The 21,705-nt window shown below is 67.8% G+C and carries 16 protein-coding genes; 2 read left to right on the top strand and 14 right to left on the bottom strand.

The window, feature by feature from the left end:
* Nucleotides 1-239: 239 nt before the first annotated feature.
* Nucleotides 240-1,259 (bottom strand): RluA family pseudouridine synthase, encoded by a 1,020-nt coding sequence (locus tag AAW51_RS11400; protein ID WP_083438227.1) that lies wholly within the window; start codon nucleotides 1,257-1,259, stop codon nucleotides 240-242.
* Between the two features lie 83 nt (nucleotides 1,260-1,342).
* On the opposite strand from AAW51_RS11400, the gene AAW51_RS11395 reads away from it, so the two are divergent.
* Nucleotides 1,343-2,149 carry an outer membrane protein assembly factor BamD gene (locus AAW51_RS11395; protein ID WP_047194721.1) on the top strand — a complete coding sequence of 269 codons (807 nt, stop codon included), beginning with the start codon at nucleotides 1,343-1,345 and terminating at the stop codon, nucleotides 2,147-2,149.
* A gap of 37 nt (nucleotides 2,150-2,186) precedes the next feature.
* Here the strand turns inward: AAW51_RS11395 and AAW51_RS11390 are convergent, their stop codons facing one another.
* Entirely contained in the window at nucleotides 2,187-4,187 is a 2,001-nt protein-coding gene (locus AAW51_RS11390; RefSeq protein WP_238947833.1) for a DNA repair helicase YoaA, read from the bottom strand.
* An 82-nt stretch (nucleotides 4,188-4,269) separates the two neighbouring features.
* A complete protein-coding gene (locus AAW51_RS11385) occupies nucleotides 4,270-4,473 on the bottom strand; it encodes a DUF465 domain-containing protein (protein ID WP_047194720.1) in 204 nt (67 codons plus the stop codon).
* 77 nt (nucleotides 4,474-4,550) lie between these two features.
* Between AAW51_RS11385 and AAW51_RS11380 the strand changes: the two genes are divergently transcribed.
* A complete protein-coding gene (locus tag AAW51_RS11380) occupies nucleotides 4,551-5,318 on the top strand; it encodes a PP2C family protein-serine/threonine phosphatase (protein WP_047194719.1) in 768 nt (255 codons plus the stop codon).
* A gap of 125 nt (nucleotides 5,319-5,443) precedes the next feature.
* On the opposite strand, the gene AAW51_RS11375 is transcribed toward AAW51_RS11380, so the two are convergent.
* From AAW51_RS11375 to AAW51_RS11325, 11 genes are all read right to left on the bottom strand, one after another.
* Nucleotides 5,444-7,075, bottom strand: coding sequence for a response regulator (locus AAW51_RS11375; RefSeq protein ID WP_047194718.1), 1,632 nt, complete (start codon nucleotides 7,073-7,075; stop codon nucleotides 5,444-5,446).
* 346 nt (nucleotides 7,076-7,421) lie between these two features.
* Nucleotides 7,422-8,522 carry a cell division protein ZapE gene (gene zapE / locus AAW51_RS11370; protein WP_157359798.1) on the bottom strand — a complete coding sequence of 367 codons (1,101 nt, stop codon included), beginning with the start codon at nucleotides 8,520-8,522 and terminating at the stop codon, nucleotides 7,422-7,424.
* A gap of 82 nt (nucleotides 8,523-8,604) precedes the next feature.
* On the bottom strand, nucleotides 8,605-10,035 hold the full coding sequence (lpdA, locus tag AAW51_RS11365; RefSeq protein WP_047194717.1) for a dihydrolipoyl dehydrogenase: 1,431 nt from the start codon (nucleotides 10,033-10,035) through the stop codon (nucleotides 8,605-8,607).
* Nucleotides 10,036-10,046: 11 nt separating this feature from the next.
* Nucleotides 10,047-11,336, bottom strand: a complete 1,290-nt coding sequence (odhB, locus tag AAW51_RS11360; RefSeq protein ID WP_047194716.1) for a 2-oxoglutarate dehydrogenase complex dihydrolipoyllysine-residue succinyltransferase — start codon at nucleotides 11,334-11,336, stop codon at nucleotides 10,047-10,049.
* Between the two features lie 108 nt (nucleotides 11,337-11,444).
* A complete protein-coding gene (locus AAW51_RS11355) occupies nucleotides 11,445-14,303 on the bottom strand; it encodes a 2-oxoglutarate dehydrogenase E1 component (protein ID WP_417903602.1) in 2,859 nt (952 codons plus the stop codon).
* Nucleotides 14,304-14,904: 601 nt separating this feature from the next.
* Nucleotides 14,905-16,620 carry a thiosulfohydrolase SoxB gene (gene soxB, locus AAW51_RS11350; RefSeq protein WP_238947832.1) on the bottom strand — a complete coding sequence of 572 codons (1,716 nt, stop codon included), beginning with the start codon at nucleotides 16,618-16,620 and terminating at the stop codon, nucleotides 14,905-14,907.
* A 72-nt stretch (nucleotides 16,621-16,692) separates the two neighbouring features.
* Entirely contained in the window at nucleotides 16,693-17,331 is a 639-nt protein-coding gene (gene soxX / locus AAW51_RS11345) for a sulfur oxidation c-type cytochrome SoxX (RefSeq protein WP_047194714.1), read from the bottom strand.
* Between the two features lie 13 nt (nucleotides 17,332-17,344).
* Complete coding sequence (soxA, locus tag AAW51_RS11340) at nucleotides 17,345-18,151, bottom strand: sulfur oxidation c-type cytochrome SoxA (RefSeq protein ID WP_047194713.1); 807 nt, start codon at nucleotides 18,149-18,151, stop codon at nucleotides 17,345-17,347.
* 38 nt (nucleotides 18,152-18,189) lie between these two features.
* A complete protein-coding gene (gene soxZ, locus AAW51_RS11335) occupies nucleotides 18,190-18,501 on the bottom strand; it encodes a thiosulfate oxidation carrier complex protein SoxZ (protein WP_047194712.1) in 312 nt (103 codons plus the stop codon).
* A 28-nt stretch (nucleotides 18,502-18,529) separates the two neighbouring features.
* Nucleotides 18,530-18,994 (bottom strand): thiosulfate oxidation carrier protein SoxY, encoded by a 465-nt coding sequence (gene soxY / locus AAW51_RS11330; RefSeq protein ID WP_417903601.1) that lies wholly within the window; start codon nucleotides 18,992-18,994, stop codon nucleotides 18,530-18,532.
* Nucleotides 18,995-19,204: 210 nt separating this feature from the next.
* A complete protein-coding gene (locus AAW51_RS11325) occupies nucleotides 19,205-21,655 on the bottom strand; it encodes a sensor domain-containing protein (protein ID WP_047194710.1) in 2,451 nt (816 codons plus the stop codon).
* Nucleotides 21,656-21,705: the final 50 nt, after the last annotated feature.

Here is a 21,705-nt window from a genome sequence, read left to right as displayed (position 1 = left end):
GCTGCAGTGACGCTTGCAGCCGCAGGCCACAAGCGCCGCACGCTGGATACGGGTGTCTATGGAAGCTGTTCCGGGGACCGCAGCAACGACGCCGAGACTGTGGGGCGGCGGGTCGTGGCCTGGCTGGCGTGGCCCGGAGGGGCGAAAGCCGCAGGCGGGCGGTGGTGCTTACCTGGGGCGCATTGTATCCAAGCCGGCGCCCGGCGCACGGCGGGCTTGTCCCTTGTCGGTTCGGAGCATCACATCGGCGGCTCGGTGACACGCTGCCACGCCTGCGCCAGGTCGCCGGGCAGCGGTGCTTCGAACGACAGCGGCTGCCCGGAAACAGGATGCGTCAGGCCCAGGCGGGCGGCGTGCAAGGCCTGTCGCTCCAGGTCGAGCGCAGCGCGCCCACCGTAGAGGACATCGGCCACCAGGGGGAAGCCACGCGACGCCAGATGCACCCGGATCTGGTGCGTCCGGCCGGTGTGCAAGCGGCAGCGCAGCGCCGTGCACCCCTGCCCGCGCGCCAGCACCTCGACGTCGGTGCGGGCGGTCTTGCCACCCGGCACCACCGCCATCCGCACGCGTGTCTGCGGATCGCGCCCGATCGGTGCATCGATGACCGCCAGCCGCTCGGGTTGCAGCACCTCGCCGTGCGCCAGCGCGAGGTATTCGCGGTGCACTTCGCGCGCCGCGATGGCACGCACCAGCGCCGTCACCGCTTCGAGCGTCTTGCCGACCACCATCAGCCCGCTGGTGTCCTTGTCAAGCCGGTGCACGATGCCGGCGCGCGGCAGCGCGGCGGCACCGGCATGGTGGGCCAGCAGCCCGTTCAGCAGCGTACCCGACCAGTTGCCGGCTGCCGGGTGTACGACGAGTCCGGCCGGCTTGTCGACCACCATCAAGTGTTCGTCCTCGAACACCACCGACAGCGCGATCGACTCGGGGCGAAAGGCCTGGCTCTGCGGCGTCGGCCGCAGCTCGACGACCACCCGCTGGCCCGCCAGCACCTTGCGGCTCGCGGTGGTGGCCTGCCGCCCGTCGAGCTCGACCAGGCCCTGCTCGATCAGCGATTGCAGATGGCTGCGTGAGAACTCGCCGGCCAGGCTCACCAGCACTTTGTCGAGCCGCTGGCCGTGCTGCTCGGCCGAGACGACGGCCTGGCGCCGCTCGAACTCGGACAGCTCCGGTGCTTCGTCCTCCAGCTCGGCCAGCCCATTCGGCACGGCGGTGGGGCCTTCGGTTGCGTCGGCCCCGGGGTGCGCAAGGCGGTGCATATAAAATTCGCGATCCTTGGTTTGATATCGGCGGCTTGCGTCGCCTGCGTGCTGGTATGCCTCAACTGAAGCCCGTCCCCGGAATGCCGAAGAAGACCGTTCGAGGTGCTGCCTGGGGGGCTGCCGTCGTGGCCGTAACGCTGGTGGCCGGCTGTTCTTCGACACCGAAGGACGAGACGGCCGGCATGTCGACCGAGAAATTGTATGCAGAGGCCAAGGACGAGGCCGCCGTCGGCAACTACGAACGCGCCGCCAAGTTCTACGAACGCCTCGAAGGCCGGGCCGCCGGCACCTTGCTGTCGCAGCAGGCCCAGCTCGAACTGGCCTACGTCTACTACCGCAGCAACGAGAAGGCCCAGGCCCTCGCCACCATCGACCGTTTCATCAAGCTGCACCCGAGCAGCCCGGCGCTCGACTACGCGCTGTACCTGCGCGGCATCATCAACTTCAACGACAACCTGGGCCTGTTTGGCAACCTGGCCCGCCAGGACCTGTCGGAACGCGACCAGCAAGCCTCGAAGGACGCCTTCCAGTCGTTCAAGCAACTGGTCGAGCAGTTTCCGGCCTCGACCTACGCCCCGGATGCGCGGCTGCGCATGAACTACATCGTCAATGCGCTGGCGGCGTACGAGGTGCACGTGGCGCGCTACTACTACCGGCGCGGTGCCTACCTGGCGGCTGCCAACCGGGCGCAGCAGGCGGTGCTGGACTACCAGCAATCACCGGCCATCGAAGAGGCGCTGTACCTGATGAGCCGCAGCTACGACCGGCTCGGTCTGACCCAACTGCGCGACGATGCCGAACGGGTGCTCAAGACCAGCTTCCCGGACAGCGGTTATTTGAAGGGCGGCGTCGCGAAGAAGGACGAGCCGTGGTGGAAGCTGTGGTGAGCGTGGCGGCCGCCTGAGCTGAGCGGCAGCCCTCACGTCACACGGGCACCTCGGCCAGTTCGGCCAGCCAGTCGAGCGCCTCGGCCTCGGTGCCCAGCCGGCCCATCGGCGGCAAGGCCGCCAACAGCCGCCGGCCATAGCCCATCGTCACCAAACGCGGGTCGCACACCACCAGCAGGCCGCGGTCGGATTCAGTGCGGATCAAACGCCCGGCGCCCTGCTTGAGCGCGACGGCGGCCTCGGGCACGAAATAGTCGTTGAAGGCGCTGCGGCCCTCACCTTCGAGCCGCTTCACGCGCGCTTCCACCAGCGGGTCGTTGGGCGGCGGGAACGGCAGCTTGTCGATCACCACACACTGCAGCGCCTCGCCCGGCACGTCGATGCCTTCCCAGAAGCTCTGCGAGCCGACCAGCACCGAGCGGGGCTCGGCGAGGAACTGCTGCATCAGCTGGCGCTTGGGCGCCGTGCCCTGCACCAACACCTGGATCGGGCGCGGCTGCGACTGCAGCAGATCGTGCAGCTCGCCGCCGATGTGCTGCAACGCGCGCAAGGTGGTGGTCAGCACGAAGGTGCGGCCGCCCAGTGCGGCGGTCAGTCGCGCAGCCAGCTGGGCGACGGCCCCCGGGTGGCCGGGTTCGTTGGGTCGCGGGAACACCCGGGGCACGTAGACGCGGGCGTGCTGCGCATAGTCGAAGGGACTGCCGACGCGCAGCGTCTGGGCCTCGTCGAGCCCGGTCGGCTCGGTGAACCAGCGCAGGCGCTCGTCCTCGCCCAGCGTGGCCGACGTGAACACCCAGGCCTTGGGCGCGCCGGCCAGCTGCTCGCGCATCGCGTCGCGGATGTCCAGCGGTGACTCGACCAAACGCGCCTGTTGAGGCCCGACGTCGATCCAGCGCACCCGGCCCAGCGCCGCGTCGGCCGCAAAGGTGCCGGTCTTGCGCGCGAGCTGTTCGGCGCGTTCCTGCAGCTTCGGGAAGTCGGGCGCGATCTCGCTGACCGTCTTCAAGGCTTGCACCGCCGCCCGGGCGCTCTCGCCCAGGCCCTGCAGCGCCTGTTGGAACTCCGGGCGCCCGGCGCGCTCCTGCCAGCGCAGCTTGACGATACCCCGCACCTCGCGCAGCGCCCCGGCCGCCGCCAGCCGCAGGTCGCGCGCCGCGCGGTCGCAGCCGCCCGCCACCTCGGCCCAGGGCGCCAGGCCACGCGCATGTTGCAGGCCGGCAGCCAGCAGGTCGCGCGTGAAATCGAGCACCTGGCCGGTGGCCAGCGTGTTGCCCAGGAACTGCACCCCGGCTTCGGCCAGCTGGTGCGCCTCGTCGAAGATCACCGCGTCGACGCTGGGCAGCAGCTCGGCAACGCCGGTTTCGCGCAAGGCCAGGTCGGCGAAGAACAGATGGTGGTTGACCACCACCACATCGGCCGCCAAAGCGTCGCGACGCGCCTTCATGACGTGGCAGCTGCGGTAGCTGGGGCATTCCGAGCCGAGGCAGTTGTCGCGCGTGGACGTCACCAGCGGGATCACCGGCGAGCGGTCGTCCAGGCCGTCCAGCTCGGCCAGGTCGCCGCTGCGCGTGGCCTGCGACCACTGCTCGATCTTGGCCAAGGTGCGCACTGCCCAACGGTCCGGCAGCGCGGCCGAGCGCCGCGCCAACTCGAGCCGGTGCAAACACAGATAGCTGCCCCGCCCCTTCAGCAGCGCAAGCTGCACGGGCACCTGCAGCGCGTCGCGCACATGCGGCAGGTCCCGCAGGAACAGCTGGTCCTGCAGGCTCTTGGTGGCGGTGCTGACCAGCACCCGGCCCTCGCCGAGCAGCGCTGGCACCAGGTAGGCGAAGGTCTTGCCGACCCCGGTGCCGGCCTCGGCCACGATCGGGCGGCGCGCCTCGATCGCGCGGGCGATCTCGCGCGCCAGCTCCGTCTGCGGCGCCCGCTCCAGATAGCCGGGGTCGGCCTGCGCCAGCGCGCCCTCGGGCGCAAACGCCTGCAGGACGGCCTTCACCAGGGCGCCGTCGTCCGGCATCGGCTCGTGATTACCCTCCATCAGGCCTCCTTGGGACACGCGCGGCACCGGCCCGCGGCGGTCAGGCCGGCGGGCCGCCGGCTGACCTTCGGCGACGGGTCCGTCATGCCGGCTCTTGTGGGTTCAGCTGCGCCTCCAGGCGCGTGATCTGGTCACGCAGCAGCAAACGCCGCTTCTTCAGCCGGCGCAGGGTGAATTCGTCCATCGGACGCTGGCCGTCGGTCTGGTCGATCAGGCAATCGAGATCGGCGTGCTCCATGCGCAGCTCGATCAGGCGACGCTGAGGCGAGTGCAGGTTTTGTTGCATGGGGCCATCGGTGTCAGTACTCGAGTGGGGTTCGAGCGGCGTCGATTATAGTTTTCACTGTTTTCCTACGGCCGCTTATGAGCTCTCCACCCAAAGGTTACCGCCTCACCGCCGCCACCGGCATCCACCGAGGCGACCGCGCCTACCAGCAGGATCAGGTGGAAATCCTCGCCCACCCGCGCGTCAGCGGCTGTTTGATGGGGGTGGTGGCGGACGGCATGGGGGGCAAAAGCGGGGGTCGCAAAGCCTCCGATCAAGTCATTTTGACCGCCCGGCAGTTGTTTGAGCGCTACGCGCCGTCCAGCGACGACGCCCAGGAAACGCTCAAGCAGCTGGTGCTCGAATCGCATTTGATGATCAAGTTGACCGCGATCACCGCGGAAGAAGAGCCTCACAGCACGGTGGCGGCCTTTTTGGTCAACCCCAACCGCGAGTGCGCGGTGATCCACGCCGGCGATTCGCGCGTCTACCACTTCCGTGGCGCCGACATGGTGAGCCGCACCACCGACCATTCCTATGTGCAGCGCCTGGTCGAGGAAGGCCAGCTCACCGAAGACGAAGCCAACGTACACCCGCAGTCCAACCTCCTGACCGGCTGCCTGGGTACCTTCCAGGACCCGCCGGTGACGCTGCACCACATCGCCCGCCTGGAAGTGGGCGACACCTTGCTGGCCTGCAGCGACGGCTTGTGGCACTACTTCACGCCGCGCGAGTTGGGCGCCATCGTCCACACCTTGCCGCCGCGCGAGGCGAGCGAGATGCTGGTGAGCAAGGCGCGTCAGCGGGCCCGTGGGGGCGGCGACAACCTGTCGCTCGCCGTGGTGCGGGTCGAGCCGCTGAGCTGAGCAGGGCCTGCGAGCGGGCCCAGAGCCCTGCCCCTTTCGCCCCCTGCGGCGCGGCAAGCGCCGGCAGGTCTTGCAACACGAAGACAAATCCGGGCACGAAGCGCCGCACGCTGCAGCCGTTCGTCCTAGCGGCTCCGGGCAGCAGACGCCATCGTGCGCGGGTCTTCCGCACGGGTCAGATGCACCTGCGTGCCGTAGCTGCGGTAGCGGTCGTGCAGCTCTTGCACTTGGGCCGCCAGCGTGGCGACCTCCTCGATCGACCCGCGGTGCCGCTCGATGGTGTGGCTGGCCAGGTCGATCAGCTTTGCGTTGAGCGTTTGCTGCGCATGGCCGAGCAAGGCAAGCACCGCCTCCCGCGGCGAGCCTTCCACCGTGTGCGACACCGCTTCCTCGGCTGCCGCCGTGATGCCGGCGTAGCCCGCTTGCAACGCCTGCTCGAACTCGGGCTGCCCCCGCACCGTTCGTCCCAACAGTTCTGCCGTGGTCCGCGACACCGCAAAGCGCCGTGCGACGACGCCGACGTGAGACGGCGCGTCTTCCAAGCGCACCTCCTGCAAGTGCAGTCGGGACAGCAACATCAGCAGATTGCAGGCGGCTTCGAACTCGAAGTCGGGCTCACGCACTTCGGCCAACAACCGCCGCGTGTCGGTCAGCGCGTCGCCGACCTTGCGGTGCAACAGATGCATCAGCACACCGAGCACCAGCTGGAACCGTCGCAGCCGCGGACTGTCGGGCGCCTGCTCGCGAGCCTGCAGCATGCTTTCGACCGAACGTGCCAATCCTCGTGCGTCACCCGCGTCGTGCTGCAGCGTGCCGAGCAGCACCAGTCCCTGCAAGTCGAACACCTTCGACTGCACGCCCAGCCGGCTGGCCTTCTGAAGCGCGTCGATAGCTTCGCTCGGCTTTCCATAGTAGAAGGCCAGCAGACCGAGCTTCACCAGCCGGGCCACTGATCCGGGGGTCAGACCGCAGGCGCGGCGCAGCGAGTCGATGGCCTGGTCTGGCTCGCCCTGGTCGAGCAATACCCGGCCCATCACGTCATAGGCATCGGCGTAACCGGGCTGCTCGCCCAGCAGGCTTTCCAGCGTGCGGCGCGCCTGGAAAGCGCGCCCGGCTTCGTACTCGGTGCGCGCCACGCCGAGCCGTGCCCACGGCAGCGCACGGATCTTGAGGATGGCCTCGAACATCTTCTGCGCCGCGTGCGGCTTGCCGAGCCGCAGCCACAGCTCACCGCCGATGCGGGCCGCATGCACCCAGTTCGGCCCGTGAGTGTCGAAGCGGGCCTGACACAGCTCGGCACCGCCCAGGAAGTCGCCGCTTTCCACGCAGGCGATGATGTCCCGCAGCGAGCGTTTGCGCTGACGCGCCTGCACCAGGCGCTCGCGCAGGGCCTGCTCGGTGTGCGGTTTGATCAGGTAGGCGTCGAGCGCCGCCTCGGCGGCCTCGGCCACATGCGCGTACCCGGCTTCACTGGAGATCATCACCACCACGGTGGACAGCGGGAGCAAATGCGCCAACCGCAAATCGTCCAGCAGGTCCTGCCCGGTCATCGGCTCGTCGGGAAAGTGGTACTCGCACAGCACGATGTCGAAGTGGCGGAACTCCAGCGCCTTGCGCGCTTCCGTGGCCCGGCTGGTCTGCGTGACCCGGGGCACCCCGAAGTCGCGCAGCATGCCCGCCAAGATGCTGCGCGAGGTCGGGTTGGCATCGACCACCAGCGCCGTGGCATTGAGGATGTGTTCGTCGAGCAGTCTCATGGCCGGACCCCGCAGCGTTTGTGCACGGACCTCGCGGTCGCGCTGCGCACAGTCCGTTGTACCCGAGGACGCGGCCCGTGTGCGGGGCGCCGCACGGGCACAGCGCAGGGCCAGGCCCGGCAGCGTGACACGCGTCACGTTACTGCCGTTTGCCGCTGGTTGTCGAGGCCGTTCAGGAGGGGGGCGACGATCCGGGAGGGAGCCGGCCAAGGGCGACCGGCCGTGACGGGTTGGCGGATGCCACGCAAGGCTGCCCTCCGGCCCCTCTGTCACGCGGACCCGCGGCAAGCCGGCCTGTTTTCACCGCAAGGCAGGCACCGCGATGTCGGGCGCTGCCTCTGGTGCCTCAGGTCAGCCTTGTGTCCACCTCGCGGTGCTCCAAAGACAGGAACTCCGCCGACTGCATCTCGTTCAAGCGCGACACGGTGCGCGGGAACTCGTGCGCCAGCGGCCCCTCCGTGTACAACTGCTCCGCCGGCACCTCGGCCGACAAGATCAGCTTGACCCGACGGTCGTACAGCACGTCGACCAGCCAGGTGAAGCGTCGGGCCTCGGACGCCAGCCGGGGCGGCATGCGCGGCACGTTGGACAACAGCAGCGTGTGGAACTGGGTCGCCAGCTCGAGGTAGTCGTTCTGCGACCGCGGGCCGCCACACAGCGCCTGGAAGTCGAACCAGACCACACCACCGGCGCGCCGGCGCGCACGGATCTCGCGGTGTTCGATGTGCAGCAGCGGGTCTTCGTCGCGCCGCTCGGCCAGTTCCTCGAACGCCTGCTGCATCGCCGCATCGGCGGGCGGCCCGAGCGGCGTGTGGTAAAGCTGCACGTGCTCGAGCGTGCGGCGCCGGTAGTCGGTGCCGTTGTCGACGTTGATGATCTCCAGCTTCTCTTTCAGCAGCTCGATGGCCGGCAGGATGCGGTCGCGGTGCAGGCCGTTGGGATAGAGCCCGTCGGGGTGGAAGTTGGAGGTGGTGATGATGCTGACGCGGTGCTCGAACAGCGATTCGAGCAAGCGGTGCAGGATCATCGCGTCGGTGACGTCGGCGACGTGGAACTCATCGAAGCAGATCAGCCGGTGGCGCCGCGCGATCCGGCGCCCCAGTTCGTCGAGCGGGTTCGGCTGGCCCTTCAGGTCGGCCAGCTCGCGGTGCACCTCGCGCATGAACTCATGGAAGTGCAGCCGTGTCTTGCGCTGCACCGGCACGGCGTGAAAAAAGCAGTCCATCAGGAAGCTCTTGCCGCGGCCGACACCACCGAACATGTAGACGCCACGCGGCAGCGGCGGACGCCGCAGCAGCTTGGTCAACGCGTTCGAGCGACGCGCCTTGTAGTCGACCCATTCGTCATAACAACGCTGCAGCGCCTGCACCGCACGCAACTGCGCAGGGTCGCTCTTGTAGCCGCGCTCCTGCAGCGTCTGCTCGTACAACTCGTTGACGGTCACCATCACCACACTCAGTCGTTGAACCGCCGTACACGAAAAAGGGCGACGGTGAGGTCGCCCTGGCTCGACGGCGGTCCGCTTCGGATCAGAAGTTAAGCGTCCGCTTGTCCACCGCCAGCGCCGCTTCCTTGGTGGCTTCGCTGAGCGACGGATGCGCGTGGCAGATGCGCGCGATGTCCTCGGCACTGGCCTTGAACTCCATGGCCACGACACTCTCGGAGATCAGCTCCGACGCATACGGGCCGACGATGTGCACGCCGAGGATCTCGTCGGTCTTGGCATCGGCCAAAAACTTCACCAGGCCGGTCGTGTCACCCAAGGCGCGTGCGCGGCCGTTGGCCATGAAGGGGAAGGTGCCGGCCTTGTAGGCACGCCCTGCCGCCTTCAACTGCTGCTCGGTCTGGCCCACCCAGGCAATCTCCGGGCTGGTGTAGATCACCCACGGCACGGTGTTGAAGTCGACATGCGGGTGCTGGCCCGCGATGCGCTCGGCCACCGCCACGCCCTCTTCCTCGGCCTTGTGCGCCAGCATCGGCCCGCGCACCACATCGCCGACCGCCCAGACGTTGGGCAGGTTGGTGCGGCAGTCGTCGTCCACGACGATGGCACCCCGGTCGTCGAGCTTCAGGCCCACGGCCTCATGGTTCAGCCCGTTGGTGTTGGCCACGCGGCCGATCGACACGATCAGCTTGTCGCATTCGAGGATCTGCGAGCCGCCCTTGCTGTCGACGTAGCTGACATTGACCCCGTTCTCGTCGGTCTTGACCTCGGCGATCTTCACGCCCAGCTCGATCTTCAGGCCTTGCTTGGTGAAAGCCTTGTGGGCCTCTTTGGCGATCTGCTCGTCGACGGCGCCGAGGAAGGTCGGCAGCGCTTCGAGCACGGTCACGTCAGCGCCCAGGCGACGCCAGACCGAACCCATCTCCAGGCCGATCACGCCGGAGCCGATCACGCCCAACTTCTTCGGCACCGACGGGATGCGCAACGCGCCGTCGTTCGACAGCACCTTGTCCTCGTCGAACGGCGCACCCGGCAAGGCGCGGGCGTTGGAGCCGGTGGCCAGGATGATGTGCTTGCCGACCAGCGTCTCTTCGGCCGCGCCGGCCACCTTGATCTCGTAGCCGCCCTCACCCGCCTTCACGAAGGAGCCGCGGCCATGGAAGAAGCTGACCTTGTTCTTCTTGAACAGGTACAGGATGCCGTCGTTGTTCTGCTTCACGACGGCGTCCTTGCGGCCCAGCATCTTGGCCACGTCCATGCTCAGGTTGGACAGCGAGATGCCGTGGTCGGCGAAGTGATGGCCGGCGTGCTCGAAATGCTCGGACGACTGCAGCAGGGCCTTGGACGGGATGCAGCCGACGTTGGTGCAGGTGCCGCCAGGTGCCGGGCCGCCCTTGCCGTTCTTCCACTCGTCGATGCAGGCCGTGTTGAAGCCCAGCTGCGCGGCGCGGATCGCGGCGATGTAGCCGCCAGGACCACCACCGATGACGATGACGTCGAATTGCTTGTTGCTCATCGTCTCGCCTCTCAGATGTCGAACAGCAATCGGGCCGGATCTTCCAGCGCCTCTTTCATCGCCACCAGGCCCAGCACGGCTTCCCGGCCGTCGATGATGCGGTGGTCATACGACATCGCGAGGTAGTTCATCGGCCGCACGACGATCTGGCCGTTCTCGACCACCGCACGGTCCTTGGTGGCATGCACGCCGAGGATGGCCGACTGCGGCGGGTTGATGATGGGCGTCGACAGCATCGAGCCGAACACGCCGCCGTTGGAGATCGAGAACGTGCCGCCGCTCAGCTCTTCGAGGCCGAGCTTGCCGTCCTTGGCCTTCTGGCCGAACTCGGCGATCTTCTTCTCGATCTCGGCGAACGTCATCTGGTCGCAGTTGCGCAGGATGGGCACCACCAGGCCGCGCGGCGAACCGACCGCGATGCCGATGTCGAAATAGCCGTGGTAGACGATGTCGTTGCCGTCCACCGACGCGTTCAGCACCGGGTACTTCTTCAGCGCATGCACCGCCGCCTTGACGAAGAAGCTCATGAAGCCGAGCTTGACGCCGTGCTCCTTCTCGAACTTCTCCTGGAACTTCTTGCGCATCTCCATCAACGGCGCCATGTTGACCTCGTTGAAGGTGGTCAGGATGGCGTTGGTGGCTTGCGACTGCAGCAGGCGTTCGGCAATACGCGCGCGCAAACGGCTCATCGGCACGCGCTGCTCGGGGCGGTCGCCCAGGCTCGCGACGGGGGCCGCGACCGGCGGCAGCGGCGGCTTGGCAGCCGCGGTAGGCGGGATCTGCACGGGCGCCGGCACCGCGGCAGGGGCGGCCTTCGCGGCAGCGCCGCCTTCGAGCACGCCGAGCACATCACCCTTGGTGACGCGGCCGTCCTTGCCGGTGCCCGGGACCGAGCCGGGGGCCAGCTGGTTGTCGGCCATCAGCTTGGCCGCCGCCGGCATCGCGACGTCCGACTTGCTGCCCGAGCCTGCGGCCGGCGTCGCCGCAGCGGCCGGCGCGGGTGCCGCGGCTTGCGCCGCAGCAGCGGGCGCCGGGGCCGGGGCGGCAGCGCCGGCCTTGCCTTCGCTGTCGATCTTGGCGATCACCTGGTCGGAGACCACGGTGCCACCGTCGGCCACCACCACCTCGGCCAGCACACCGGCGCTGGGCGCGGGGACTTCCAGCACGACCTTGTCGGTCTCGATCTCGATCAGGATCTCGTCCTGCGCCACGGCCTCGCCGGGCTTCTTCTTCCACTGCAGCAGGGTGGCCTCGGCCACCGATTCAGAGAGCTGCGGAACCTTGACTTCTACGATTGCCATGTCTTGTCTTTCGATGTTCGTGTGACCGCACCGGGCGCCAGAACCAGCGGCGCGCAGCGGTGCGGGCGGTGATCGCGACGCGGGGCGCTCGCGACAACCGCCGGGGTCTTATTTGGTGAGGACGAAACCCTTGAGCTTGGCGAAGGCCTGGTCGAGCAGCGCTTTCTGCTGCTCCTGGTGCAGGTGGGCATAGCCCACGGCCGGCGAGGCCGAGGCGGGACGCCCGGCGTAACCGAGCTTCTGCCCTTCGCTCATGTTCTCGTGGATGTAGTGCTGCACGAAGAACCAGGCGCCCTGGTTCTGCGGCTCGTCTTGGCACCAGACGACATCGGTGACGTTGGGGTACTTCCTCAGCTCGGCGGTGAAGGCCTTGTGCGGGAACGGATAGAGCTGCTCGATGCGCAGGATGGCGACGTCTTGCGACTTCTTCTCTTCGCGCTTTTTCACCAGCTCGTAATACACCTTGCCCGAACAGGCGATCACGCGCTTGACCTTGGCCGGGTCGATCTGCGCGTTCAGCTCGCCGATCACGGTGCGGAATTCACCCTTGGTGAACTCGGTCAACGGCGAGGTGGCGTCCTTGTTCCGCAGCAGCGACTTGGGCGTCATGATGACCAGCGGCTTGCGGAACATGCGCACCTGCTGGCGGCGCAGCACGTGGAAGATCTGGCTGGCCGTGGTGGGCTGGACCACCTGGATGTTGTTGTCTGCCGCCAGCTGCATGAAGCGCTCGAGGCGCGCCGACGAGTGCTCGGGGCCCTGGCCTTCGTAGCCGTGCGGCAGCATCAGCGTCAGGCCGTTGGCGCGGCCCCACTTGACCTCGCCCGACGCGATGAACTGGTCAATCACCACCTGGGCGCCGTTGGCGAAGTCGCCGAACTGGGCTTCCCAGATCACCAGCGTGTTGGGGTCGGCGCTGGCATAGCCGTACTCGAAGCCGAGCACGGCTTCTTCCGACAGGATGGAGTCGATCACGACGAACGGTGCCTGGTTGTCGGCCACGTTCTGCAGCGGGATGTAGCTGCCTTCGTCCCACTTCTCGCGCTTCTGGTCGTGCAGCACGGCGTGGCGGTGCACGAAGGTGCCGCGGCCGCAGTCTTCACCCGACAGCCGCACCGGATAGCCGCTGGCGACCAGCGACGCATAGGCCAGGTGCTCGCCCATGCCCCAGTCGACGTTGATCTCGCCGCGGCCCATGGCGGCGCGGTCGGCAATGACCTTCTCGACCAGCGGGTGGACCTTGAAGGTGCTCGGGATGGTGGTGATGCGTTCGGCCAGGCGCTTGACCTCGGCCAGCGGCAGCGCGGTGTCGGCCGCGTCGGTCCACTTCTTGCCGAGGAAGGGCGACCAGTCGACCGCGTACTTGCTCTTGAAGTCGGTCAGCACCGGGTCGACCGTGTGCTTGCCGGCGTCCATCGCGGCGCGATAGGCCTTGGCCATCTCGTCGGCGGTTTCGGCCGGGATCGCGCCCTGGGCGGACAGCTTGTCGGCGTACAGCTTGCGGGTGCCGGGGTGGGCTGCGATCTTCTTGTACATCAGCGGCTGGGTCAGCGAGGGCGTGTCCTGCTCGTTGTGGCCCAGCTTGCGGAAGCACACGATGTCGACCACCACGTCCTTGTTGAACTCCTGGCGGTAGTCGAGGGCCAGCTGCGTGGCGAGCACGACCGCTTCGGGGTCGTCGCCGTTCACGTGCAGCACCGGCGCTTCGATCATCTTGACCACGTCGGTGCAATACAGCGTCGAGCGGCTGTCGCGCGGATCGGAGGTGGTGAAGCCGATCTGGTTGTTGATGACGATGTGCACCGTGCCGCCGGTGTAGTAGCCGCGCGTCTGCGCCAGCGCCAGCGTCTCCATCACCACACCCTGTCCGGCGAAGGCGGCGTCGCCGTGCACCAGCACGGGCAGCACCTGGTCGCCGTCCTCGTCACCGCGGCGGTCCATCCGGGCCTTGACCGAGCCTTCGACCACCGGGTTGACGATTTCGAGGTGCGAAGGGTTGAAGGCCAGGCTCAGGTGCACCGGGCCGCCGGGGGTGGACACGTCGCTCGAGAAGCCCTGGTGGTACTTGACGTCGCCAGCGGGCAGGTCTTCGGGCGCGGTGTGCTCGAACTCCGAGAACAAATCCTTGGGCGACTTGCCCAGCGTGTTGACCAGCACGTTGAGGCGGCCGCGGTGGGCCATGCCGATCACGATTTCCTGCACGCCCTTCTCGCCGCCGCGGCGGATCAGCTCGTCCATCGACGCGATGAAGGACTCGCCGCCTTCGAGCGAGAAGCGCTTCTGGCCGACGTATTTGGTGTGCAGGTAGCGCTCGAGACCTTCCGCGGCGGTGAGGCGCTCGAGGATGGACTTCTTCTTCTCGACGCTGAAGGTGGGCTTGGAGCGAATGCTTTCCAGCTGCTGCTGCCACCAACGCTTTTCGGCCGGCTCGGTGATGTGCATGAACTCGGCGCCGATGGTGCCGCAGTAGGTTTCACGCAAGGCCTGCACGATCTCGCGCAGGGTCATCTGGTCGGCTTTGGTGAAGTAGGTGTTCGTCGCACTGAACGTGATGTCCATGTCGGACTCGGTCAGGTCGTAGAACGCCGGCTCCAGCTCGGGGATCTTGGGGCGCTCCTGGCGCTTGAGCGGATCGAGGTCGGCCCAGCGCGAGCCGAGGAAACGATAGGCAGCGATCAGCGACTGAACATGGACCTGTTTGCGCGCGACCGCGAGATCGGCACTGCTCGCCTTGACAGCAAAGGCGTTGGATTTGGCGCGCTGCGCGAAGGACTCGATCACCGGCGCATGCGGCACATCGCGCGACTCGGAGCCGTCCACCGCGGGCACATTCTGAAGGGCGTCGAAGTAGGCGCGCCAGTTGTCGGGCACCGAACCGGGGTTGTCGAGGTAGGCCTCGTACAACTCTTCGACGTAGGGAGCATTGCCCCCGAACAGGTACGAGTTCGACCTGTATTGCTGCATCATCTCGCTCACCTTTCACCCCGGTTTCCAGGGCTGTGGCTGGTTGAACAACCTTCCGCGACACGGCTTGACCGGTTGGCGGATTGCGACCCGCCTTTCTCTGGCATCAATACAGAAACCAGTAAAGGGGACGGGAAGGACCTGCTGTCAGACTTACCACTCTAACACTGATGGCATTCGATCGCCATCAAACGGATTCCTGCTGATCTGAACGAAGGGCGGCTCGCGACCCCACCTCCCTCTCTCTCTCTTGCCCTGCTCACGGTTGGGCAGAGACCGGGGTCGCCGGCGCAGAAGCCGCATCCGGTACGGCGGACTGCGACTGCTGACGCGGCGGCAACCGAGTCGAGCCGCCGACACCGACGCCGACACCGCCCACCCCTACGCCGACACCCCCGCTGACCCGACCACCGGAGCCGACGCCGATGCCGACATTGCCCACACCGATGGGCACTGAAACACCGACACCGAGCGAACTACAGGCCCCCAGGCCGAGAGAGATGACGAGAACCAGGCTGCTTCGTTTCATAGCAGTCATGTTAGGGGTTCTTCACATCCCCGCCGGGCGCGCGGTCATGCTGCCGGCCGTCGGCCGACACGGGGATCAGGCCAGCCCCGGGTTGCCGTCCACGCCCAACAAGCGCGGCTGATTGAGCTGGCGTGGCGCGACCGTCTTGTGCTGCGCGAGCCAGCTTTCGACCACCTCCCAGATCGGCGGGCCGCTGTCGCGCGCGGCCTCCGAGACCGGCGCCCAGCCCGCGACCTTGTACTTTTTACCGGCCTCGATCGGCGTCCCGGCGAGGCGCATGTCGAGGATGCGACGGCCGGCCGCCGCGCGTGGATCGCAGGTGTAGGTCAGCCCGCCGACGCGCACCATGTCACCGCCTTGCTGGTAGTAGGGGTCGGGGTTGAAGAGGTTGTCTGCGACGTCTTCGAGCACGGTCTTGATCGCCTCGCCGCTCATTTCGGTGAGCGTGCACCAGGGGTAGGTGATGGCGGTTTGATCCATCAGGTGCTCGCGCGTGATGGTCTCGCCCGGCAGCAGCGTGGTGCCCCAGCGGAAGCCGGGCGAGAAGGCGATCTCGGCGCCTCGCACGTCCATCATCGCGTCGAGGATGAGCTGGTCGAAGCTGCCGTTGAAATTGCCCCGGCGCCACAGCAGGCCCTCGGTCACCGCCAGCGGCTGCGCCAGCTTGGCGGCGTAGGGCTCCCGCAGCTTGTCGATGTAGGTGGCCATCCGCGTATCGGCCGGTAGCAAATCGGCGAACACCGGCAGCAGTCGGTAGCGAACGCCGGCCACCCGCTTGCCCCGCACGTCGAGATCGAGCACGCCGAGGAATTTGCCGTTCGAGCCGGCATTGGTCACCAGCGTCTGGCCGCCCTCGTGGCGCACCGTCACCGGCACCGGCATGCCGTCGTGCGTGTGGCCGCCGAGGATCACGTCGATGCCGCTGACGCGCGAGGCCAGCTTCAGGTCGACGTCCATGCCGTTGTGCGACAGCAGCACGACCGCCTGGGCGCCCTGCTCGCGCACCTGCTGCACCAGGCGCTGCAGTTCGGCCTCCTGGATGCCGAAGGTCCAGTCGGGCATCAGCCAGCGCGGGTTGGCGATCGGCGTGTACGGAAACGCCTGCCCGATGATGGCGACGTCGACACCGTTGACCTGCTTCATCACGAAGGGCTTGAACACGGGGTCGCCGAAGTCGGCGGTCTTGACGTTCTGGGCGATGAAATCGATGTGGCCGGCCAGCTCGCGTTCCACCAACTGGGACACGCGCTCCATCCCGTAGGTGAACTCCCAGTGCCCGGTCATCACGTCGACGCCCAGCAGCTTGGCGGCCTCGACCATGTCCTGGCCTTGGGTCCACAACGCGGTCGCAGATCCCTGCCAGGTGTCGCCGCCGTCGAGCAGCAAGGCGCCGGGGCGGCTCGCCTTGAGGCGTTGCACCAGCGTGGCCAGGTGGGCGAAGCCGCCGACCTTGCCATAGCGGCGCGCCAGGCGCTCGAAGTCGAGCGACGTGAAGGCGTGCGCTTCGCGGCTGCCGGGACGCAGCCCGAGCCGCTTCAACAGCGGCGCGCCGACGACGTGGGGCAGCTGGCCCTCGGCAGCCCCCAGCCCCAGGTTGACGCTGGGCTCGCGGAAATACACCGGCAGCAACTGCGCATGGCAGTCGGTCATGTGCAGCAAGTGCACGTTGCCGTAGCGGGGGACGTCGTAGAGCGAGCGGGCCTGAGCTGCGCTGGCCTCACGGTCGAGCGGAAAGCCGGCAGCCGCTGCGGCGGCCAGCACACTCAGGAATTCGCGGCGTGACAGAGGCATGGGGGATGTCTCGCGATGGCGCCGGCAGGAGGAAAGCCCCGCCCGGCCCGCGGCCGGGGGGGCCGACGCCGGTCAGGGCGTGTTGACGGGGGATTGCGGATCGAGCAGCAGCGCCATCACGTGCTTGAGTTGCACCTCGGTCAGGATACCCGCATCACCGAAGCGGGGCATCGGCGAGCAGGCACGGTAGGCGTGGCTGTTCCACAGCTTGCCCCAGGTGTACTTGACGATCTCGGCACTGGCCGGGTCGGCCGGATTGGCGACACCGCGCTGCTTGCCGTACTGGTACAGGCTCGGGCCGATGTTGCCGAAGGAAATCTCGGCCTTGCTCAGCTGGTGGCAGGCGTAGCAGTTGCCGCCGGCCACGGTCTGCGCCGTGTCGTTGAACTGCAGGCCGCGGCCGCTTTGCGCGATCTTCTCGCCCTCTTTCCAGTCGCCCAGGTAGGTGCCGTCGGCCGGTGGCTTCACCGCCGCCAGCGCGGCCTGCTCGAGGCGCGACGCCGTGGCCGCGTCCAGCGGCTTGCCCGCCGCATCGGCCTGGCTGCAGGCCTTTTGCAGCGGCGTCTGCTCGAGCCGGTCGAGCTTGGCGATGCCGCGCTCCTGGAACGAGGCTTTGATCACCTCGGTGACGTCGGGGCCGGCGCTCATCGTCGCGCAACCGGCCACGATGGCCGCCGCGCCCAGCAGGATCAGGGTGTTGTTGGTTTTCATGCGCTCGCGCTCCTCAACGCTTGATCGACGGCGCGGCCATCTTGCCGCCGTTGGCGTTCACGCCCAGGAAGGCAATCAGGTCGACCGAGGCCGGGCTGAGGTACTTCAACTCGGGCATGCGCTGCTGTCGGAAGCAGTCGTACAAACGCCATTGCATCGTGCGCACCGCCCCTTGCGAGACGCGGTATGCGGGCCACGCGGCAAAGGCCGCCTGGGCCGGCGCAGTCTTGGTCAGGTTGGGCAGGTCCTGCAGGCGGATGCGCTGGCCATCGGCCGAGTGGCACGAAGCGCAGGAGAAGTCGTAGGGGCCGGCACGGAAGAAGAAGATCTGCTTGCCGCGCTGGTAGGCCTGCTGCTCTTTCGGATGCCCGGTCGGCACCGCGATCGGCATGCCGCGCGACTCGTCGTAGAGGAAGGCCACCAGGTCTTCGATCTCGGTCGCCTTCTGGCCGTCGGACGAATAGGGCTTGGCCGTCAGCTCCTCCCGCTTGAAGCCCTGCAGCGTGACCATGCAGTGCACCAGCCGCGATTCGACGTCCATCACCGCGTCGGCATCGGCGAAGTAGCGCGGCAGCGAGGCCGCGGCGCCGGCCACCACGCCGGGGCCTTTGCCGAGATCGCAACCTTGCAGCGAGGCGTTTTTCGGTCCGCGTGCCTTGTTCCAGAGCGCCGCGCCACGGGCGGCGTTCAGGTCGGCCGGGTTGCCGTCCTGCAACGAAGCGCGGTAGTCGGCGATCGCGTCGGCGGCCGACTTCTGGGCGAGCGCGCTCGCGCCCGCCAAGCTGACGGCGCAAGCTGCGCCGTATGCAAGCCATTTCATCGCGTGTCTCTCCTTGTTGTGGTTGTCCGCCGGTGTGCTTACGCGATGACCGCTTCGTCGCTGCGCGACTCGCCGCGGTTGTCGACCCAGGTCACGGTGATCTTGTCGCCGGCCTTGCCGCCCTTGAAGCTGAACTGCAGGTAAGGGTTCTTCGACACGGCCCCGCCCCATTGGGCCGACAGCACCGTCTTGCCGTTGTGCTGCGCGGTCACTTCGGTGATGTACCACCCGGGGATGACCTTGCCGGCCGAGTCCTTGCGCTGGCCGCTTTCCATTTCGTGCGCCATCAACACGCGCACCGTCGTCTTGTCGCCCTGGGCCTGTGCCCGGATGCGCATCGGATCTGCCATCTTGCTACTCCTGTTCCACCGAGCCTGCTCAGCCGCCGCAGCCGCCGAGCGTGACCTTCACTTCCTTGACGGCATAGTGATACTTGTCGCCCGCCTTGACCAGCGCATAGACCTTGGAGGTCTGGCTCATCTTGATGTTGGTCGCGAAATTGGCTTCGGTGCCGTCGACGACGTCGAACACCGCGGCGAGCGTGTTCGGGTTCTTCTCGACCAGGATCGCGACCTGGGTGGTGCCGGGCAGGCTGCTGGACGCCGCCACCCGCACCACATTGCCGTTCTCGGCAATTTCGGGCGCGTTCAACTGCACCTCGGCGCTCTCGACGGGGGCTGCACCGCCCAGCGCCTTGGCGACCTCGGCCAGGCCCTTGGCCTCGAATGCGGCCTTGCTCCAGGCGGCCTGAGCGGCAGCGGGGAGCAGACCCGCGCTGGCAGCCAGCCCAAGCACCGCGGTGCTCGCGCCGGACTGCAGAAACTGCCTGCGGTTTGCCATCACAATCAACCTCCAACCATCACGGCTTTTTGACAAAGGCGGCAACGATACCGTCAATTGAGGAGGTCAACAGCTGGGAGAAGTGCGTACTTTTTCTCACACCACGAGGGGATGTACCCGCAGGCGGCACCCCGGGGCCCACAGCGGCGCCCGCCCTGTCGCGCTGGCGACTCGGCGCAGCGCGCTTCACGACAACGCTGAAACCGGCGCGCTCTACAGCGGCGGCAAGGCCGCACCGGCGGGTTCGGGCAGCAGCAGCGGGCGCGCCGGCACGGCCAGCAAGGCTTCGAAGGCGGTGCTGGCGACCGCGGGCGAGAACAGGAAACCCTGGAACTCGTCGCAGCCCGCATCGACCAGGAAGCGGCGTTGGGCCTCGGTCTCGACCCCTTCCGCGATCACTTGCAGGCGCAAGGCCTTGGCGAGCTTGACGATGGCCGTGACGATGCCGACGTCGCTTTCGTCGTCCGGCAGGCCCTTCACGAAAGAGCGGTCGATCTTCAGCTTCTCGATCGGGAAACGCTTCAGATAGCCCAGGCTCGAATAGCCGGTCCCGAAATCGTCGATCGACAGGCGCACGCCGAGCGCTGCCAGGGCCTGCAGCCGCAACATCGCCTCGTCGGCGTCCTGCACCAGGATCGATTCGGTCAGCTCCAGCTCGAGCCGCTGCGGCGGCAGGCCCGAGACCGCCACGGCCGTGGCCACCCGCTCGACGAAGTTCGCCTGCTGGAACTGCAGTGCCGACACGTTGATCGAGACACTCAGCTCGCGACCCTGCGCATGCCACACGGCCGCCTGCCGCACCGCCTCGGCCAGCACCCAATCGCCCAGCGCCACGATGAAGCCGCTCTCCTCGGCCACCGGGATGAACTGCCCTGGCGACACCTCGCCGAGGTCGTCATCGGACCAGCGCAGCAGGGCCTCGGCGCCGATCACCTTGCCGCCGCGCATGTCGAGCTGCGGCTGGTAGTGCAGCCGGAAGCGCCCGCGCGGCAAGGCCTGGCGCATCGCATGGTCGATCTTCATGCGGGCCAGCAGGTCCACGTTCATCTGCGGCTGATAGAAGCGGAAGCTGGCCCGGCCGCGCTCCTTGACGCGGAACATGGCCGCATCGGCGTTCTTGATCAGGTCGCCGAGCGAAGCGCCGTCGTTGGGATACAGCGCGATGCCGATGCTGGCCGTGACCGTGAAGCTGACCTCGTCCAGCGTCAACGGCTGCGACAAGGCCTCCAGCACCCGCCGGGCGGCGGTTTCGGCACCGCGCGCGTCGGCCTGGTGCACCAGCAGGACGAATTCGTCGCCGCCGAGCCGCGCCAGCGTGTCCACCTCGCGCACACAGCCCTTGATGCGTTCGGCCACCTCGACCAGCACGCGGTCGCCGAACACATGGCCGAGCGAATCGTTGATGTGCTTGAAGCGGTCGAGGTCGACGAACAGCAGCGCGAAGGGATGTTGCTCGCGCCGGGCGATCGCGATCGCGAACTCCACCCGTTCGTTCAGCACCAGCCGGTTGGGCAGGCCGGTGAGCGCGTCGGTGTAAGCCAGCTCCTCGATGCGCTGCTTGGCCGCCACCTTGTCTTTCAGGTCCTTGATGAAGCCGATGTAGTGCAGGGTGTTGCCGGCTTCGTCGGGCAGGCGCACCAGGCTCACTTGGCACGGCCCGCCGGGGCCGTCCTTGTGGCGGTGGCGCAGCTCACCTTCCCAATAGCCCTGCGAGCCGAGTTCGGTGCAGACCGCTTCGACCGACACGTCCGCGTCTGCGGCGCTCAGCACGTCCTGCAGGCACCCGCCCACCAGTTCCTGGCGGGCGAAGCCGGTGAGCCGCTCGCAGCTCGGGTTCACGGCCATCAGACGGTGTTCGGCGTCGGTCACGACGATGGCGTCGAGGCTGGCCTCGAACACCTTGGCGGCGAGCTGCAGACGGGACTCGGCGGCCAGACGCAGCGTGATGTCCCGGAACGAATAGACGCGCCCGATCGGCTGGCCGCGGCTGTACTGCGGCAGCGTGACCCGCTCGACGATCTTGCCGCTGCGCAGCACCAGCGTGTCGGTGGCCTCCAGCAGCGGGGTTGCCTGGATCTGCGCCAGCCGCTCGGCATAGCCGCTGCCATCGGCCACGGCGTTGCGCATCCAGGCCGACACCGCCTCGCCGTCGCGCCGTTTGCGCAGCGGCATGGGCAGGCCCCACAGTTCGGCGAAACGATGGTTGTAGCCGCGGATCGAGCCGTCCAGGTCGACCGCGAGCACCCCGTCGGCCGTCGATTCGAGGGTGGCCCGAAGCTCGGCCACCCGCCTTTCCAGCTCGTCCTCGACACGTTGCTGCTCGCTGCGGTCGCGTGCGCTGACGAGAAACACGGCCGTACCGTCCGGAAAGCGCACCCGGCACACGCGGCGCTCGACGGCCACGGTGCTGCCGTCGGCCCGGACCAGCAAGGTGTTCGACAGGATGCGGTCCGACAGGCCCGCCGCCACGTCTTCCCAGAAAGCCAGGTCTTCGGGTGTCGCCGCCAGCTCGACGACGGCACGACCGACCAGCGACTGGACCGAGACGCCAAGCAGCCGGGCGGCTCCGGGGTTGGCGGCCAGCACGCGCAGCTCGACCGGGTCGACCAGCCAGGCCGCCTCGAGCATGCCGTCCAGCAAGGGCTGCAGGTGCGCGGGGGTCATACGGTTACCTCCGTGCCAAGCACTGCGGTGCGAGCGCCTCGCGGCGGTCG

The organism is Caldimonas brevitalea (assembly GCF_001017435.1).
Classification (GTDB): Bacteria; Pseudomonadota; Gammaproteobacteria; order Burkholderiales; family Burkholderiaceae_C; genus Caldimonas; species Caldimonas brevitalea.
The sequence above is the reverse complement of the archived record's forward strand: the minus strand, read 5'-3'. Positions and strand labels throughout refer to the sequence as shown.